The organism is Halococcus agarilyticus (genome assembly GCF_000334895.1).
GTDB lineage: Archaea > Halobacteriota > Halobacteria > Halobacteriales > Halococcaceae > Halococcus > Halococcus agarilyticus.
In genome coordinates this window covers 1-15,636 of record NZ_BAFM01000011.1, presented here as the reverse complement: position 1 = coordinate 15,636, position 15,636 = coordinate 1, and the positions used below count along the sequence as shown (strand labels likewise).

The 15,636-nt window shown below is 66.7% G+C and carries 15 protein-coding genes; 11 read left to right on the top strand and 4 right to left on the bottom strand.

The features are described from left to right. Position 1: 1 nt before the first annotated feature. Together TX76_RS10045 and TX76_RS10040 are read right to left on the bottom strand one after the other, a co-directional pair. The gene (locus TX76_RS10045; RefSeq protein WP_049902235.1) at positions 2 to 1,015 is read right to left on the bottom strand and encodes an ABC transporter permease; all 1,014 of its coding nucleotides are present in this window, start codon (positions 1,013 to 1,015) and stop codon (positions 2 to 4) included. A gap of 226 nt (positions 1,016 to 1,241) precedes the next feature. After that, complete coding sequence (locus TX76_RS10040) at positions 1,242 to 3,182, bottom strand: ABC transporter substrate-binding protein (protein WP_049902234.1); 1,941 nt, start codon at positions 3,180 to 3,182, stop codon at positions 1,242 to 1,244. A gap of 214 nt (positions 3,183 to 3,396) precedes the next feature. On the opposite strand from TX76_RS10040, the gene TX76_RS10035 reads away from it, so the two are divergent. The 6 genes from TX76_RS10035 to TX76_RS10010 all read left to right on the top strand — a co-directional run bounded on the left by TX76_RS10035 (position 3,397) and on the right by TX76_RS10010 (position 10,220). Beyond that, positions 3,397 to 3,930, top strand: coding sequence for a DUF7529 family protein (locus TX76_RS10035; RefSeq protein WP_049902232.1), 534 nt, complete (start codon positions 3,397 to 3,399; stop codon positions 3,928 to 3,930). Positions 3,931 to 3,978: 48 nt separating this feature from the next. After that, on the top strand, positions 3,979 to 4,836 hold the full coding sequence (locus TX76_RS10030; RefSeq protein ID WP_049902230.1) for a CBS domain-containing protein: 858 nt from the start codon (positions 3,979 to 3,981) through the stop codon (positions 4,834 to 4,836). Continuing rightward, positions 4,823 to 6,640, top strand: coding sequence for a glycine--tRNA ligase (glyS, locus tag TX76_RS10025; protein WP_228842355.1), 1,818 nt, complete (start codon positions 4,823 to 4,825; stop codon positions 6,638 to 6,640). The genes TX76_RS10030 and glyS overlap by 14 nt, the downstream gene beginning before the upstream one ends. Further along, complete coding sequence (locus tag TX76_RS10020; protein ID WP_049902228.1) at positions 6,640 to 7,203, top strand: diacylglycerol/polyprenol kinase family protein; 564 nt, start codon at positions 6,640 to 6,642, stop codon at positions 7,201 to 7,203. Before glyS ends, TX76_RS10020 begins: the two co-directional genes overlap by 1 nt. 72 nt (positions 7,204 to 7,275) lie before the next feature. After that, positions 7,276 to 9,726 (top strand): DEAD/DEAH box helicase, encoded by a 2,451-nt coding sequence (locus TX76_RS10015; RefSeq protein WP_049902226.1) that lies wholly within the window; start codon positions 7,276 to 7,278, stop codon positions 9,724 to 9,726. A 68-nt stretch (positions 9,727 to 9,794) separates the two neighbouring features. Beyond that, positions 9,795 to 10,220 (top strand): hypothetical protein, encoded by a 426-nt coding sequence (locus TX76_RS10010; protein ID WP_049902225.1) that lies wholly within the window; start codon positions 9,795 to 9,797, stop codon positions 10,218 to 10,220. Between the two features lie 109 nt (positions 10,221 to 10,329). Here TX76_RS10010 and TX76_RS10005 read toward each other — a convergent pair whose 3' ends face one another. After that, positions 10,330 to 10,983: an Sjogren's syndrome/scleroderma autoantigen 1 family protein gene (locus tag TX76_RS10005; protein ID WP_049902223.1), complete on the bottom strand. Its 654-nt coding sequence runs from the start codon at positions 10,981 to 10,983 to the stop codon at positions 10,330 to 10,332. A gap of 633 nt (positions 10,984 to 11,616) precedes the next feature. Between TX76_RS10005 and mdh the strand changes: the two genes are divergently transcribed. The 3 genes from mdh to TX76_RS09990 are packed head-to-tail and all read left to right on the top strand — an operon-like array spanning position 11,617 to position 13,348. After that, a complete protein-coding gene (gene mdh / locus TX76_RS10000; RefSeq protein ID WP_049902221.1) occupies positions 11,617 to 12,528 on the top strand; it encodes a malate dehydrogenase in 912 nt (303 codons plus the stop codon). Between the two features lie 53 nt (positions 12,529 to 12,581). Next, a complete protein-coding gene (locus TX76_RS09995; protein WP_049902220.1) occupies positions 12,582 to 13,154 on the top strand; it encodes a ribosome biogenesis domain-containing protein in 573 nt (190 codons plus the stop codon). Positions 13,155 to 13,198: 44 nt separating this feature from the next. Then, complete coding sequence (locus tag TX76_RS09990) at positions 13,199 to 13,348, top strand: 50S ribosomal protein L40e (RefSeq protein WP_006079092.1); 150 nt, start codon at positions 13,199 to 13,201, stop codon at positions 13,346 to 13,348. Between the two features lie 277 nt (positions 13,349 to 13,625). Here TX76_RS09990 and TX76_RS09985 read toward each other — a convergent pair whose 3' ends face one another. After that, positions 13,626 to 14,237 carry an MBL fold metallo-hydrolase gene (locus TX76_RS09985; protein ID WP_049902218.1) on the bottom strand — a complete coding sequence of 204 codons (612 nt, stop codon included), beginning with the start codon at positions 14,235 to 14,237 and terminating at the stop codon, positions 13,626 to 13,628. 94 nt (positions 14,238 to 14,331) lie between these two features. Between TX76_RS09985 and TX76_RS09980 the strand changes: the two genes are divergently transcribed. Both TX76_RS09980 and TX76_RS09975 read left to right on the top strand, forming a co-directional pair. Continuing rightward, a complete protein-coding gene (locus TX76_RS09980) occupies positions 14,332 to 14,514 on the top strand; it encodes a DUF5786 family protein (protein WP_006079155.1) in 183 nt (60 codons plus the stop codon). Further along, positions 14,515 to 15,102 (top strand): endonuclease dU, encoded by a 588-nt coding sequence (locus tag TX76_RS09975; RefSeq protein ID WP_049902216.1) that lies wholly within the window; start codon positions 14,515 to 14,517, stop codon positions 15,100 to 15,102. Positions 15,103 to 15,636: the final 534 nt, after the last annotated feature.

Here is a 15,636-nt window from a genome sequence, read left to right as displayed (position 1 = left end):
ATTACTCTTCGAAGCTGACTCGCGGGTCGATGATGGTGTAGAGGAAGTCCTGCACGATGTTGATGACGACGAACAGCAACACGAAAATGAAGGTCAGCGCCGCCGCGAGCGGGATGTCACCCTGGATGATCGCCTGAAAGCCGAGCCGCCCGATCCCGTTGATCGAGAACACCTCCTCGACGATCACCGAGCCGCCGATGAGGAGGCCCGCTTCCGCGGTGATCACCGGCACCAGCGGGATCAGCGCGTTCCGGAACATGTGTTTCCAGACCAGCAGGCGGTCGCTCACGCCCTTCGCCCGCGCCATCTCGACGTAGTTCGAGTTCTTGGTCTCCAGCATCGCGGTGCGGCCGATCCGGAGTTCGTTCCCCAGCGACGCCGAACCGAGCACGAACGACGCCGGCAGGATCCGCTTGAACGCCTCGAGGAACTGCCGTGGGTCCGTGAGGTCGTTGAGCGGCGGCGCGCCGATCAGCTGTGGCGTGTCGACGAGGAACGTCTTCCACTCGAACCCGAACAGGTACTGCTCCGAGTTCGACAGTCCCACCAATAGGATGACCGCGAGCCAGAAGTTCGGCGCGGCACGCCAGACGATGCCGCCGAGCGAGACGATGTAGTCGCTCCACGAGTTCGGATTGAGTCCCGCGTGAAAGCCGAGCGGAATGCCGATGAACAGCGGGATCAAGATCGCCCAGAAGCCGAGCCAGATCGTCCGCGGGAAGCGGTTGGCGATGACGTCGACGATCGACGTGTTCGGACTGATGACCCACGACTGGCCGAAGTCGAGCGTGAACATGCGCCCGAGGAAATCGAAGTACTGCGCCCAGAGCGGCTGGTTCAGCCCGAGCTGCTGTTCGATCGCCCTGATCTGTGAGGCGTCCGCGCTCGGGCCCAGGATCGCCACGGCGGGGTTGATCGGGCCGGCGTACAGGATGAGGTAGGTCAGCGACGTGCCGAAGATCACGACCGGTATCATCAGCCCGATCCGCTTCGCGAAATAGGTGAGTCTACTCATTGTGCCTTCGTCGAACCATATCCCGTGTGTTACGTCGTATACTCATGGAAACTACTGCTGCCGACCCAGCGGCTCACGGACGACGTGCGTCGTTGGGTGTCGTGATCTCATGCGGTGTCCGAATGCCACTCGTTGGGACTGTCTCGGTAAGGTCGTTACGGCCGTACCGGCCGAAGTCGAGTCGTCCGATCGCTCGGGCGGGACGCCGACGGACGGTCCGTCGGGTTCAGCCCTGGCGCTCGCCGATCTGAACGGTGTTGTGTTTCGCGCGCGAGCCACCCATCGCACCGATGCGCTGCTTGTACACCCATGGGTACTCCATGTGCTGGGCGACCGAGTGGTACGTCGGGATCACCGGGACGCCGTCCCACGTGGCCTGGAGCATCTGGGACGCACCCTCGTTCCGTGCCTCTCTGCCGGCTTCCGGCTCCGGATTGTTCTGGATCTGCTCCCACCCGCTCGTCGCCTGGTTCGCTGGCTCGGAATCCAGCCAGTTGAAGCCGCTCAGGTTGTCGTCGGTCGACGTGTCGGTCGCCGGCGGGTAGAGCAGTTTCAGGAAGTTCGACGCGGCCGGCCAGTCCGCGATCCAGCCGAGGGTGTACCCCTCGGTGTTGCCGGTCCGGGACTGTTCGACCAGCGTCGAGAACGGGGTCTGCTTGATGCTCATCCGGATGTGCGCACTCCGGAGTTTGTCGCGCAGCAGGTTCAGGATGGTGCCGTAGACCGCCGACGGATAGCTCGTCATCGTGAACTCGTAGGGGTTGTTCGGCCCGTGGCCGTTCTCCTCCATGAGCTGTCGTGCCTGGTCCAGTGCGGTTTCGCCGGGCGCGTACGGGTACTCCTGTGCGGACTGCTCGTAGGCCGACCGACCGCCGGGGTAGATCTTCGGCGGCACGAAGTAGTACGCCGCCTTCTGTGGTCGCTTGAAGACGTTCTCGACGATCTGCTGGTTGTTCTGGGCGTACGCGACCGCCTTCCGGACGTACTGCGGGACGGCGTTGCAGTTGAACGCGAGGTAGAACGTCGAGAGCTCCTCGGTCCGGTAGAAGTCAGCGGTGAGGCCGTTCTCGAGTTCGTACGTCCCGGTGGCGTAGCCCGCCTCGTTCTCGCTCTCGATCGTCTCGTTGCTCGGGTTGTACTGGGCGGTCGGCACCGCAGGGTGGTCCGAGTTGCGGTTCGTGACGCTGTAGGCGTACCGCGCGTTGCTCTGTGAGATGATCTGCCAGTGTGAACCCGCAGTCATCGGCCCTTCGCCGTGGTAGTCGTCGCGGGCCGTGATCGAGGCTTCGGTGCCCGAGTTCCACGCGTCGAGGGTGTACGGCCCCGCGCCGATGGGGTTCGACGAGGCGAACTCGTCGTAGGGCATCGTGCCGTCGTAGTTCGGCACGTCGCCGACGATGTTCTCGGGCACCGCCGAGAACGCGGAGTACGCCATGATCTCCAGCGCCGCAGGGTTCGCTTCGGACAGCTCCATGGTGAGCGTCCGCTCGTCCTCGGCGCTCACGCCGAGCGTCCCCGGCTGGTAGCTGCCCTCGCCGTCGGTCTCGTGGGTCACCGCGAGATCGCCGAGGATGAAGCCCGATCGCCGTGTGTGCTCCGAACCGGCGAGGCGCTCGAACGAGTAGACGATGTCCGAGGCGGTGACGGTGTCGCCGTTGCTGAACGTTGCCCCCTCCTTCAGGGTGAAGGTGTACATCGTTCCCTCGTTCGAGGTTTCGTACTCCGACACGAGGAGGTTCTCGACGTTGACCGTCCCCGACGGGTAGTTGGTCAGGGCGTCGAAGACGTTCTGGATGACCTGCCCGGACTCCGTGTCCGTCGCCGCGACCGGATCGAAGGTGGTCATCGTCCCGCTGACGAGCTGATAGGTCCGGTCGGACTCCCCTGGAGCCCCTTCCATGGGATCCTGGCCCGACTCGTTGCCCGATTCGTTGCCCTCGGTCGCGTTGCCCTCGCCTTCGGTGGCCTCGGTCGCGTCACCAGCGGTCGTGGCGTCGGATCCCTCCGTTTCGGTGCTCTGACCGCCGCCACCGTCGCCGCTTTCGTTGCTACCGTTGCCACCACTTCCGTCACCGCTCCCGCCCGAACAGCCCGCGAGCGCGGCTGCGGCTGCCGCGCTACCGGTTGCTTGGAGGAAACGACGACGTGACAGGTCGGGTTCGTCCATAGTCCAACGGTGGATTCGAGTGCGTTGTGATAAGCTTTGTCGTTACCGATGGATTAAAATGTTAGTTCCGTCCGAGGTTTGCGGGCCGAACACGGCCGACGCTCCGCTCCCGTCGCCCGTTCGTCGGCCGGACCGTCACGGTGGTCGATCACGCACCGGCCGCTCGCACCACCCGAGCAACAGGTTTTACGGCACGCGCACCCACCCGTCGGGTATGCCAGAGATCGATCCCGGTGCCGATCGCCCCGAGGAGTTCGACGCCGACACCGACGCGCTCAGGAACGCGTGGGCGGCGACGCGCGAGGACATGGCCGCTCTCGCCACCGAGTACGAGGAGGGCGGCTGGGAGACGCTCACGATCGCGGCGGGCGATACCGCCCCCGAACCGCCCGACGCCGGCGACAGGGATCGGTTCGGGCTCTCGCACGTGATCCCGGACAACCGGGCCGAGGCGTTCACCGAGGCCCACGCCGCCGGCGAGTTCCCCCGGTACGACGTGTTCCGGAACGAGGCCGACAGCCGGGTGTTCGTGGTGACCGTCCTCCTCGACCCCGACAGCGAGACCGCCATCCTGATCGCCGGCACGTACGAACGCCACCTCTCGACCGAGCTCGCGCGGGCGGCGGCCGACGCCGACGAGATGTACACCCACGTTCAGACGCTCGACGGTACGCAGCTGGGATCCTTTCGCCATGACGACCCCGAGAAGTTCTTCCCGGGGGCCGACGCCGTTCCGCGGGACGACTGAACGCGAAAGTGTAACGACTTAGTAGGCGGACGGCCCAGTGGGTTCATCATGAACGTCGCCGACGTGATGACACCACGCGACGCGCTCGTCACCGTCTCGCTGCCGGGCACGCGGGACGACGCGCTCGAATACCTCCAGGAACGCGAGTTCTCGTCGGTCCCCGTCGTCAAGGACGCCGAGGGCGAGGAAGCGTTCCGGGGCCTGGTCTCGCGCCAGACGCTGATCGAACACCCCGACGAGGACCAGCTCGCGATGCTCGCCGAGAACGGTCCCACCACGACCGCCGACACGTCGATCGAGGACGCTGCTCGGCTGATGGTCACCGAGGGCGCGCGCCGCGTGCCGGTGGTTGACGGACAGTTGGAGGGGATCGTCACCATCACCGACGTGATCCGGGCGATCGCCGAGGACGAGGTCGCGGGTGACACCGAGGTCGGCGACCTCGCCACCCGGACCGTGAACACGGTCTACGTCGAGACGCCGCTCACGGTGGCCGAGCGCGAGATCTCCTACGCCGACGTGCCCTACGCGGTGGTGCTCGACGACGACGCCGCGATGTGTGGCGTCCTCACCGAGGTCGATATCCTCGAAGTCGCGCGCATCGTCGAGGGCGAGGCCGATACTGGGGAGTCGATCGCGAACCAGGACGACGAGTGGATGTGGGAGGGGATCAAGGCGGTCGGCAACCGGTATCTCCCGACCCGAAACGTCGAGATCCCCGCCGAGCCCGTCCGGGAGTTCATGACGAGCGACGTCGTCACGGTGGGCGAGACGCAGACCGCGCGCGAGGTGGCCCAGGCGATGCTCACCCACGATGTCGAGCAGCTCCCCCTGGTGAGCGGCGGCGAGCTCGTCGGCGTCGTCCGGGACGCGAACCTGCTGGAGAACCTGTATGACCGATCCTGACGCTCCGCACGATACGGCCGACGGCGCGAAGGGCGATACAGACGCTGCCAGCGGGACGTCAGGGACCGCCGACGCCGAGACGGTGGTCGAGCTCGCGAAACGCCGCGGCTTCTTCTTCTCCGCGAACGAGGCGTACGGCGGTACCAGCGGCTTCTACACTTACGGCCCCGAGGGCGCGGCGCTGAAGCGTAACCTCGAAGCCGCGTGGCGCGACCGGTTCGTGACTCGCGAGGGCCACATGGAGATCGACTCCCCCACCGTGACGCCCGAAGCGGTGTTCGAGGCCTCCGGCCACCTCGATACGTTCGACGACATGATCGTGGAGTGTCCCGAGTGCGGGGCGACCCATCGGGCCGACCACCTCGTCGAGGATTCTACTGGGATCGAGGAGGCGGAGTCGCTGGGTACCGAACGCGTCGCCGAACTCATCGCCGAGCACGCGATTGCGTGTCCGGCGTGCGGTACCGAGCTCGCCGGCGAGTCGGTCGAGGCGTTCAACCTGATGTTCGAGACGTCGATCGGTCCCGGCTCGTCGTCGCCCGGCTACCTCCGGCCGGAGACCGCCCAGGGGATGTTCGTGGAGTTCCCCCGGCTCGCGGAGTACGCCCGCAACCAGCTTCCCTTCGGCGTCGCCCAGATCGGCCGGGGCTACCGCAACGAGATCAGCCCCCGGCGGTCGCTGATCCGTGTCCGGGAGTTCACGATGGCCGAACTCGAACACTTCGTCGACCCCGAATCCGACGAGCCGCCGATCGAACGGGTCGAAGACGTCTCGGTGCCGCTGTACTCGGCGGCCGCCCAGGAGGGGGAGAACGACGGCGACGGCGGCGTCGCGTGGACGACGATCGGCGAGGCGCTCGCCGACGGAACGATCACGAGCGAGTGGGTGGCGTACTATCTCGGGATCGCACGGGAGTGGTACGACCGGATGGGCGTCGACATGGACCGGTTCCGCTACCGTCAGCATCTCCCCGGTGAGCTCTCCCACTACGCCTCCGACTGCTGGGACGCCGAGGCCGAGATCGACGGCAACTGGATCGAGATCACCGGCTTCGCCGACCGGGGGGCGTACGACCTCTCGAAACACGACACCCACTCCGACGCGGACTACTCGGTGTTCGAAGCCTACGACGAGCCACGAACGACCGAACGGCCGTCGGTCGATCCCGACATGAGCGTGCTCGGGCCGGAGTTCGGGGGGATGGCCGGCGACGTCGCCGACGAACTCGCGGCGCTCGCCGCGCGCGACCCGTCGGCGTTCGAGGGGAGCGAGGTCACGGTCGAGGTCGATGGCGAAACTCGTACTCTGCCGACCGAGGCGACCGGGTTCGCGGTGCGCGAGGAGACGGAAACCGGCGAGCACGTCACCCCGCACGTCGTCGAGCCGGCGTTCGGCATCGATCGCGTGCTCTACACCGTGCTGGATCACGCCTACCGCGAGGACGAGGTCGAGGGTGAATCCCGGAGCTATCTTGCCCTGCCCGACGAGCTCGCACCGACGTTCGTCGGCGTGTTCCCGCTGATGGACAAGGATGGATTGGGCGAGCGCGCCCAGGAGATCGCGGCCGACCTGCGCGAAGCGGGACTCGCGGTGACGTACGACGATTCGGGCAACATCGGGCGGCGATACCGCCGGCAGGACGAGGTCGGGACACCGTACTGCGTCACGGTCGATTACGAGTCCCTGGAGGAGGGGACGGTGACGGTGCGCGAACGCGACTCGACAGGCCAGCAGCGAGTCGCGATCGAGGAGCTGCCGGCGCGGCTCGCGGCGCTCCGGGCGGGCGAGTCGTTCGCGGGCTGATGCACGAGATCGGGCGGCGCGCGGTCCACGTCAGCGGTACGGGGCTGCCGGTGGCGTATCTCGCTGGCTTCGTCACCTACCAGCAGTTCCGGTGGCTGTTCTTGTTCGGTGCGGTCGTCGCCCTCGCCCTCGAAGCCGTCCGGCTGTTCGTCGGCCTCGACTGGCGGCTCTACGACGCGCTCACGAGAGAGTACGAGCAGGACAACCTCGCGGGCTACGCGCTCTACATGATCGGCGCGACCGCGGTCGCGTTCGCGTTCGAGCCGCAGGTCGCGCTCCCCGCCATCCTGATGTTGACGATCGCCGATCCTCTCAGTGGTCTGCTCGGCTCGGGCGAACTCCGCACCGCGAAGGAGGCGTCGGTGCTCGCGATCACCTTCCTCGTCTGTTTCGCCATCGCCACCCCGTTCGTTCCCCTCGTGCCCGCCCTCTTCGGTGCGTTCGCCGCGACGCTCGCCGACGGCGTGAAACCCGTTCTGTGGGGGTACGTGATCGACGACAACCTCACGATCCCGGTCGCCGCGGCGGTCGCGATCGCCGCCGGCCTCGCCGTCGTGGGCTGATCCCGGCTCTCCGCGACCAGTTCCGTCCCGGTACACGAATTCTTAACTGCGGTGGCGCGCAACTCCGGTTCAATGGCGACGACCGGCGAGGAGCACGTCGAGCGCCCGCTCGTGGAGTCGGGCGTGCTCGAACGCCGGCAGTACCAGGCTGAACTCGCGCGCGAGGCCGCGAACGGGCACACCCTCGTCTGTCTCCCCACCGGGCTCGGGAAGACCACCGTGAGTCTGCTCGTGACCGCCGAACGCCTCCACGAGGTGGGCGGCACCGCACTCCTGCTCGCACCCACGAAGCCCCTCGTGACTCAGCACGCCGAGTTCTACCGCGAGGCGCTCACGATCCCGGACGAGGAGATCGTCGTGTTCACCGGCGAGGTCCGCCCCGACGATCGGGAGGCTCTCTTCGAGCGCGCGCGCGTCGTGATCGCCACCCCGCAGGTGATCGAGAACGACCTCATCGGCGGCCGGATCGACCTCGACTCCACCACCCATCTCACCTTCGACGAGTGCCATCGTGCCTCGGGCGAGTACGCCTACAACTACATCGCCGAGCGATACCACGCCGACAGCGAGGCCCCCCTGGTGACCGGGATGAGCGCGTCGCCGGGCGGCGACGAGGAGGCGATTCGGTCGGTCTGTGAAAACCTCGGGCTCGCGACCGTGGCGGTGATGACCGAAGACGACGCCGACGTCGCGGCGTACACCCATCGCACGGACGTCGAGTGGGAGCGCGTGACCCTTCCCGATACTATTCTCGCGATCAGGGACGCCCTGGTCGCGGTGATCGAAGAGCGGCTCGAAGCGCTGAAAGAGCTCGGTGTGACCCGCTCGACCAGCGCGGACATCTCCCAGCGCGACCTGAATCGGATCCGGGGCGAGCTCCAGCAACTGATCGACAACGATCAGTCCGAGGGCTACGAGGGCATGAGCATCCACGCCGAGGTGATGAAGCTCCGGCGGGCGGTCACGCTCGCCGAGACCCAGAGCGTGGAGTCCCTTCGCCGGTATTTCGAGCGCCAGCGCAACGCCGCGCGGTCGTCGGGCGCATCGAAGGCTTCCCAGCGGTTCGTCTCCGAGGCGAAGGTGCGAGACGCGATGGATCAGGCGGAGCGCTTCGACGATCTCCACCCGAAGTTCCGCCGGGCACGCATCCTGCTCGCCCAGACGTTGGGGATCGAGGACGGCGAGCGCGTCATCGTGTTCACCGAGTCGCGCGATACCGCCGAGACCCTGACGGAGTTCCTCGGCGAGCACTTCAGCACCCGGAAGTTCGTGGGTCAGGGCGACAAGGAGGGTTCGGACGGGATGACCCAGAAGGAGCAACAGGAAACCCTGGACGAGTTTCGAAACGGGGAGTTCGAGGTGCTCGTCTCGACCTCCGTGGCCGAGGAGGGTCTCGATGTCCCCGAGGTCGATCTCGTCCTGTTCTACGAGCCGGTCCCGACCGCGATCCGATCGATCCAGCGCAAGGGCCGGACCGGCCGCCAGACGGAGGGTCGGGTGATGGTGTTGCTCGCCGAGGACACCCGCGACGAGGCGTACTTCTGGAAGTCCCGCCACGAGGAGTCTCGAATGGAAGAGGAGCTCGAAACGCTGAAGAGCGCCGCCGGAGCCATCGAGTCCGATCTCGCCCAGTCGGATCTCGGCTCGTTCGAGGGGAACGACGCGACGGCGACCGGCGAGCCCGCCGCGACTGACGACAGCGAGGCCGCGAACGCGACCGCGGGCGACGGCGGACAGTCGGGCCTCGCGTCGTTCGCGACGCCGGACGCGGTCACCGCCGAGGACGGGGCTGGCGAGTCGACCACTCCGGACGACTCGGACCAGGCGAACGAAGCGGGCGTCGTGGCGACAGCCGCCGCTGACGCCGAGGAGAGCACGGAGATCGTGATCGACCAGCGCGAACTCGACTCGTCGATCGCACGCGACCTCTCGACGCGCGAAGGGATGGACACCCGGCTGGAGACGCTCGCGGTCGGCGATTACGTGCTCTCGGATCGGGTGGTCGTCGAGCGCAAGTCGGTCGCGGACTTCCTCGACACCCTCACAGGGGGGGATCGGTCGGTGTTCGAGCAGGTCGGCGACGCGTCGCGCCACTACGCGCGTCCGGTGGTCGTGATCGAGGGCGAGGACCTCTACGGCGAGCGCAACGTCCACCCGAACGCGATCCGGGGCGCGCTCGCCTCGCTCGCGGTGGATTTCGGTGCGAGCGTGCTCCGGACGACCGACGAGGCCGACACCGCCGATCTCCTCGCCGTGATCGCCGGCCGCGAACAGGAGATCGACGACCGCGAGGTGAGCGTCCACGGCGAGAAGGGGGCGAAGACGCTGACCGAACAGCAGGAGTACGTCGTGAGCGCGATCGCGGACATCGGGCCGGTGACTGCGCGCGCGCTGCTCGACGCGTTCGGGTCGGTCGAGGGCGTGATGATCGCGAACGAGGACGATCTTCAGGAGGTGTCGGGCGTCGGCGAGGTCACCGCCGAGCGGATCCGCGAGGTCGTCGGCAGCGACTACGAGCCGTGACGAGGGGGCGCGTACCGCGAAGCCATCCACCACAAGAATTATTCCACCGAGCGAAATAGTCGGAGGGAATGAACCCACGAGGACGCCGCTATCTCCTCTTTTTCGCCGGCATCGTGGCGCTCACCGCAGGGGTGGTCGTCAGCCTCGCGGCGTTTCGCTACGAGTTCGTGCTTCGGGAGGTCGTGGCGTCGCCACCGTCGGGTGGTCACTTCGCCGCCTACGCCGACTTTCCGCCGGCCGAACAGCGGCTGATCCGAGGAGCCATCGACGGCAAGCGGTACGTGTTCGAGGGTCAGGCCAGGCTCCCGAAAACCCCCCAGATACCCTACACCGGGCAGTTGACGGTCAGGTACGACGGCCAGTCGTATCTGTTCAACCGCCGGATGTTCTTCGCCGCCCGTACCCGTTCGGGAGTGGCGACCATCGGCCTCGTCGTGGCGGGGCTGCTGTCGGTCGCGATAGCGGTTCGCCGCGACATGCGCGCAAAACACTGAGAACCGACTGTCGGTAGGCTGGTGCTGATCGAACTGGTTTCGGCTCGCCCAGGATCTCGGCGCGCTCGGCGAGGACGGTTCCCCGCCATGCATCCCGCCTTCGACCGCCTCAGCGTCGCGCGTTCCGCACGGCGTCGAGCGCTTCGGCGGCCTCGTGGGTGGCGGCGAGGTGTTCGCGTGCTCGCCCGAGGTCGTCGATGTTCTCGGCGGCGCTCGCGAGACGGTGGAGCGTGCGCGAGAGCGACGCCTCGGTCGCCGCGAGGTCGTCCGCGCTCTCGGTGCTGTGTTGATCGGTTCTCGCGTTCGTCGCGTCGCCACGCGTCCCCGACGACGGCGCACGTCGATCGTCGGTCGGCGTCGGCTCCGGTCGTTCCGTCGCAGTCGTCTCTCGGGGTTCCGGTTCCGCGGCGCGATCGGGCTCGGCCGCCGCCTCGTCGCGGGGATCGTCGACGGAGATCTGCTGACTGCCGGCCGCTGTTTCGTTTTCGGTTCCTGTCGCCTCGCCAGCGGCCGGCGCATCGTCCGCGGTGGCCGGTGCGTCGGTGGCGGTCTCGCCGTTTTCGGCGCGCTGGCACGTCGAGCAGAACGTCTGTCCGTCGTAGCGGAACAGGGGGTTCCCGCAGGTGTCGCAGTGGCTGTTGGTCATCGTCGCACCCTGGAGGAGCAGCTCGCTCATCTGCTCGGTCGTCTCGCGCTTTTCGTCGTCCTCGGCGAAGCGCTCGCGGAGCTTCTCGCGTTCGGCTTCCTTGTCGAAGTCGCTCATACTCGCACAACGGCGTCGAGCTTCAAAAAGGACTGTGGGTTTGCTGCTGGGTGGCGGCGGTGCGGTCGCGGTGCGGTGCCTGGTGGATCGAGGGCGAGGCGTGCGAGCGAAGCGAGCAGCGAACGAAGTGAGCGCGCGCCGAGGGCTCGGGCGGTGCTGTGCGGTTCGCGGTTGTGGAGAGCGCCGGCAGTTCTACCGCGAGCGACCGCAGGGAGCGAGCGGGAGTTTTTTGGTCCACCGGAAGACACGAAGCGTCTTCCGCGCTCTGCCTCACTTCGTTCGGCAGAACAGGTTTTTGCAAGCCGAGCGGGACGGCTCCGCCGTCCCGCTGGCCGTGCGAACGGGCGCTCCGCGCCCGTGAGCAGACGGGAGTGGGCGACCGAGCAGCGTCGTTCGAAAGGCGCTTCGCGCCTTTCGTGATCTTCAAAAGAGCCGAAGGCTCTTTTGGACAGTGCGATTCCGCAGGAATCGCTTGCAGTCGGGCGGCGAAGCCGCCCGACGACCTCGCGGGACCTCCGGTCCCGCTCAGTGACGAGAGAGCGAAGCTCTCTCGAACCACGAGGGAGCGCACCCCCCGCAGTAAAAAGGTGGTTCGACACGCTTTAACCAGCGCCGCGGGTGGTAGACGGTGTTATGGTGAAAGTCAGCGTGGTCGGCGCGGCGGGCACGGTCGGTGCGGCCGCGGGGTACAACATCGCGCTTCGCGGCATCGCCGACGAGCTCGTCTTCGTCGACATTCCGGATCAGGAGGACACCACGATCGGCCAGGCGGCCGACGTCAATCACGGCGTGGCGTACGACACGAACACCACCGTTCGCCAGGGCACCTACGAGGATACTGCGGGATCGGACGTGGTGGTCATCACGGCCGGCATCCCGCGCCAGCCCGGCGATAGCCGGCTCGATCTCGGCGAGGACAACGCGCCGATCATGGAGGACATCGGCTCGTCGCTCGCCGAGCACAACGACGAGTTCGTCTCGGTCACGACCTCGAACCCGGTGGATCTCCTGAACCGGCACCTCTACGAGACCGGCGACCGGCCCAGAGAGCACGTGATCGGGTTCGGCGGCCGGCTCGACTCCGCGCGCTTTCGGTACGTGCTCGCGGAACGGTTCGATACACAGGTGCAAAACGTCGAGGCGTCGATCATCGGCGAGCACGGCGACGCCCAGGTGCCAGTGTTCTCGAAGGTGCGCGTCGACGGCCGCGACCCCGAGTTCACCGACGACGAGCGCACGGACATCCTCGAAAGCCTCCAGGCGAGCGCGATGAACGTCATCGAGCGCAAGGGTGCGACCCAGTGGGGCCCGGCGACCGGTGTGGGCCACGTCGTCGAGTCGATCGTCCGCGACACCGGTGCCGTGCTCCCCGGATCGCTCGTGCTCGACGGCGAGTACGGCCACGACGACGTGGGGCTGGGGGTCCCGATGAAACTCACGAGCGACGGGGCCGAGGTCGTCGACTGGAATCTCTCGGAGTACGAGCGCGAACAGCTCGGCCAGGCGGCCGACAAGCTCGCCGACCAGTACGAGACGATCAGCTAACGGCCGTTCTCTCGAACGCGGGCGCTTTTGCTCGTCCGTCGCATAGGTTTCCCGTGGAGGTACACGTCCGGTACGAGGGCGACGACGACCCCGAGAAGTGCACCGCGCGGAAGCTCGCGCGCTTCGATCTCGCCGAGCTCCATCGGTCGGCGCGCGCGACGCCGCCAGGCATCGTCCTGAACCCCCACGCCGAGCGTGCGCTCTCGCCCGCCGACCGCCGGGACGATTCTGACGCCGACGGTTCCGACACTGCCACCGCTGACGACGACACCGACGCGGACGCCGACAGCAACGCCGACCGCACGGAGCGCCTGATCGCCCTCGATTGCTCGTGGGAGACCGCCCGCGAGGAGCAGTTTTCGATTCGGGGCCGCCACCGCGCGCTGCCCTTCCTCGTCGCAGCGAACCCCGTGAACTACGGCACCCCGTTTCGGCTCACGACGGTCGAGGCGCTCGCGGGTGCGCTCTGTATTCTGAGCGAGCGCGAGCACGCCGAACGGCTGCTCGCGAAGTTCCGGTGGGGTCACACCTTCCTCGAACTCAACGACGAACCGCTCCGGCGGTACGCCGACTGTGCGGACTCGGGCGCAGTCGTCGCCGTTCAAGACGAGTACCTCGCGGAGTGAGCGCGACTCACAACCGTTAAACCCGCTGCGTGCCACCCCCGTCCATGGCACGATTCGAGCAGGCGGAAGAACGCATTCTCGCGAAGCAGATCTGCATGCGGTGTAACGCGCGCAACGCCACCCGGGCCGAGAGCTGCCGGAAGTGTGGCTACGGCAACCTCCGGCGGAAGGCCCGCGAGCGGCGCAGCGCCTGAACCTTTTTACTTCGGGAGTTCACTCGCTACGCTCGCTCAACCCCTCGACAAAAAGGTTCATCAAAAACACCCGCTCGTTCGCTCCCTCCGGAAGAGCAAGCTCTTCCGTGCTCCCGCTCGCCTTCGGCTCGCGGGAACTCCGGTCGCTCACTCGCGGTAGGGTTGCTGGCACTTTCCGCGAGCGCTGACTGCACAGCACCGCCGAAGCCCTCGGCGCTCGCTCCGCTCGCGCCGTCGCCCTTCATCCGCCAGGCACCGCTCCGCACCGCCACCGCCGTCAGTCGTCGGGGTACTTCGGCTCGCGGCGTTCCGCCCGAGAGAGCGCAGTCTCGATCACGTTCCGCACGTCGCCGTGGAACTCGCCGCCGTGGCCGGCGTACATGTGCTCTGTGCCCTCGGGGAGTCGATCGAGGATCCGCTCGATGCTCTCGATGAGTTCCTCGCGTGACTGGCCCGCCATGTCCGTGCGCCCGAAACTCCCGCCCTCGAACGCGCCGTCGTCGTGGACCACGACGTCGCCCGAGAAGATCGTCGACGCGGAGACGAACGCGACGTGGTCGTCGGCGTGGCCAGGCGTGTGGACCACTTCGAACTCCTCGTCGCCGATTCCAACTGTGTCGCCGTCGCCGAGTGCGCCCGTGCGTCGCGGGTGATCGGCGTAGGCCACGAGTTCGGGGTCGAATTCATCGAGCACGGCGTCGAGCGCGCCGACGTGATCGCCGTGCTGGTGGGTCAACAGGACTGCATCGAGATCGTCGACGTGCTCTCCGATCACGTCCTCGACGCCGTCCATCGCCCCGGCGTCGATCAATACTGTGCGCTCGCCCTCTGCGAGATATGCGTTGCAGGTGAACGTCTCCGCGCCCTCGGTGACGGTGATCGCGTCCATGCTCCGTGCCCGGCCGCCGGCGGCTTGAGTGTGCCGGCAACGGGTTCATCCACTTACAAATGTTTTTTCTGTAGGGATTCCCTTAGTAGCGTGTATGGGCTTTGGGAGCTACGATGAATCCGAGCAGGGGAACCAGGAGTATGACACCGACTTCGAGAACGAGGACGACGGCGACCTCAAGACCGAGGAGAACGACCACGCGGGCGAGGTGAACTTCGAGTTCGGCGAGTCGAACGACGAACTCCTCGATCGCCTCCAGGACATCAAAGAGGAGTAGATGAAGGCCGGGGCTCGCGCCCTCGGCGTCGCCGAATCGTCCCGCCCTGACGCCGCACGGAGCACCCTCGCCGGTGCGGTGGTCCGGGCCGACCGCGTCGTCGACGGGTTCGCCGTCGGCTCGTGTACCGTGGGCGGCACCGACGCCACCGAGACCGTCGTCGCTCTCGCCGATCGCCTCGATCGCGAGGATGTCGCCTACCTGTTTTTCGCCGGCATCGCGCCCGCGTGGTACAACCTGCTCGATCTCCACCGCCTCCACGCTGCCGTCGACCGTCCCGTGCTCTTGATCTCGTTCGAGGCGAGCCCCGGCCTCGAACCCGCGCTCCGCGAGGCGTTTGCGGGCGACGCGCTCGAATCACGGCTCGATGTCTATCGTGCTCAGCCGCCACGCCGCCGACTCTCGGTCAACGACGAGACGGTGTTCGTTCGGAGCGTGGGAATTTCGAACGACGAGGCCGCCGACGTCGTCCGTGCGTTCACGCCGGAGGGCGGCCGGCCCGAACCGCTGCGGGTGGCTCGCCTGGCCGCCCGGGCCGCCGACGCATGGCAGGCACTGGATGGACGCGATTTCGTCCAGGAAGACTGAGCCGAGACGATGTTCCGAACCAACTGTTTCGGGACTGAACCCGGGACAAATGAGAACCGCAGGCCACACCCTCCCCAACCGATTCACTCCGCTCGGGCTACGCCTCGCTTCGCTCATCCCTCGCGCGAGTCGCGCGCTGCGCGCGTTCCCGCTCTGAGAGCGGTGATCGAATTGTTGAACAGCGAGTTCCCTAAATCACACTCTGTGAGATCGGCATCCAGCGCTATCGGTAGATTGTAGCAGAGTTTGTTCACTACGGATAATCTGTGAGAACGCGGTAAAGATGGAAGGTAGTCCTATCGGTCTAATGCGATGAGGACTCCATAAATCATAAGCCCACCACCAAGGACAATACCATTGATCCACCTGCCGACGGTATTCGTACTCACGACGCCGATGCCAATGATACCAACTCCGCAAAGCGCCCAGAACAGTCCAGTCCAACGGTTGTTCACTTCGCTGAACAGGGGAGATATCCGTGGAGCGAGTATGGTAGCAACACCAAATATTACCCTCGCTACACCCGCCTATAAT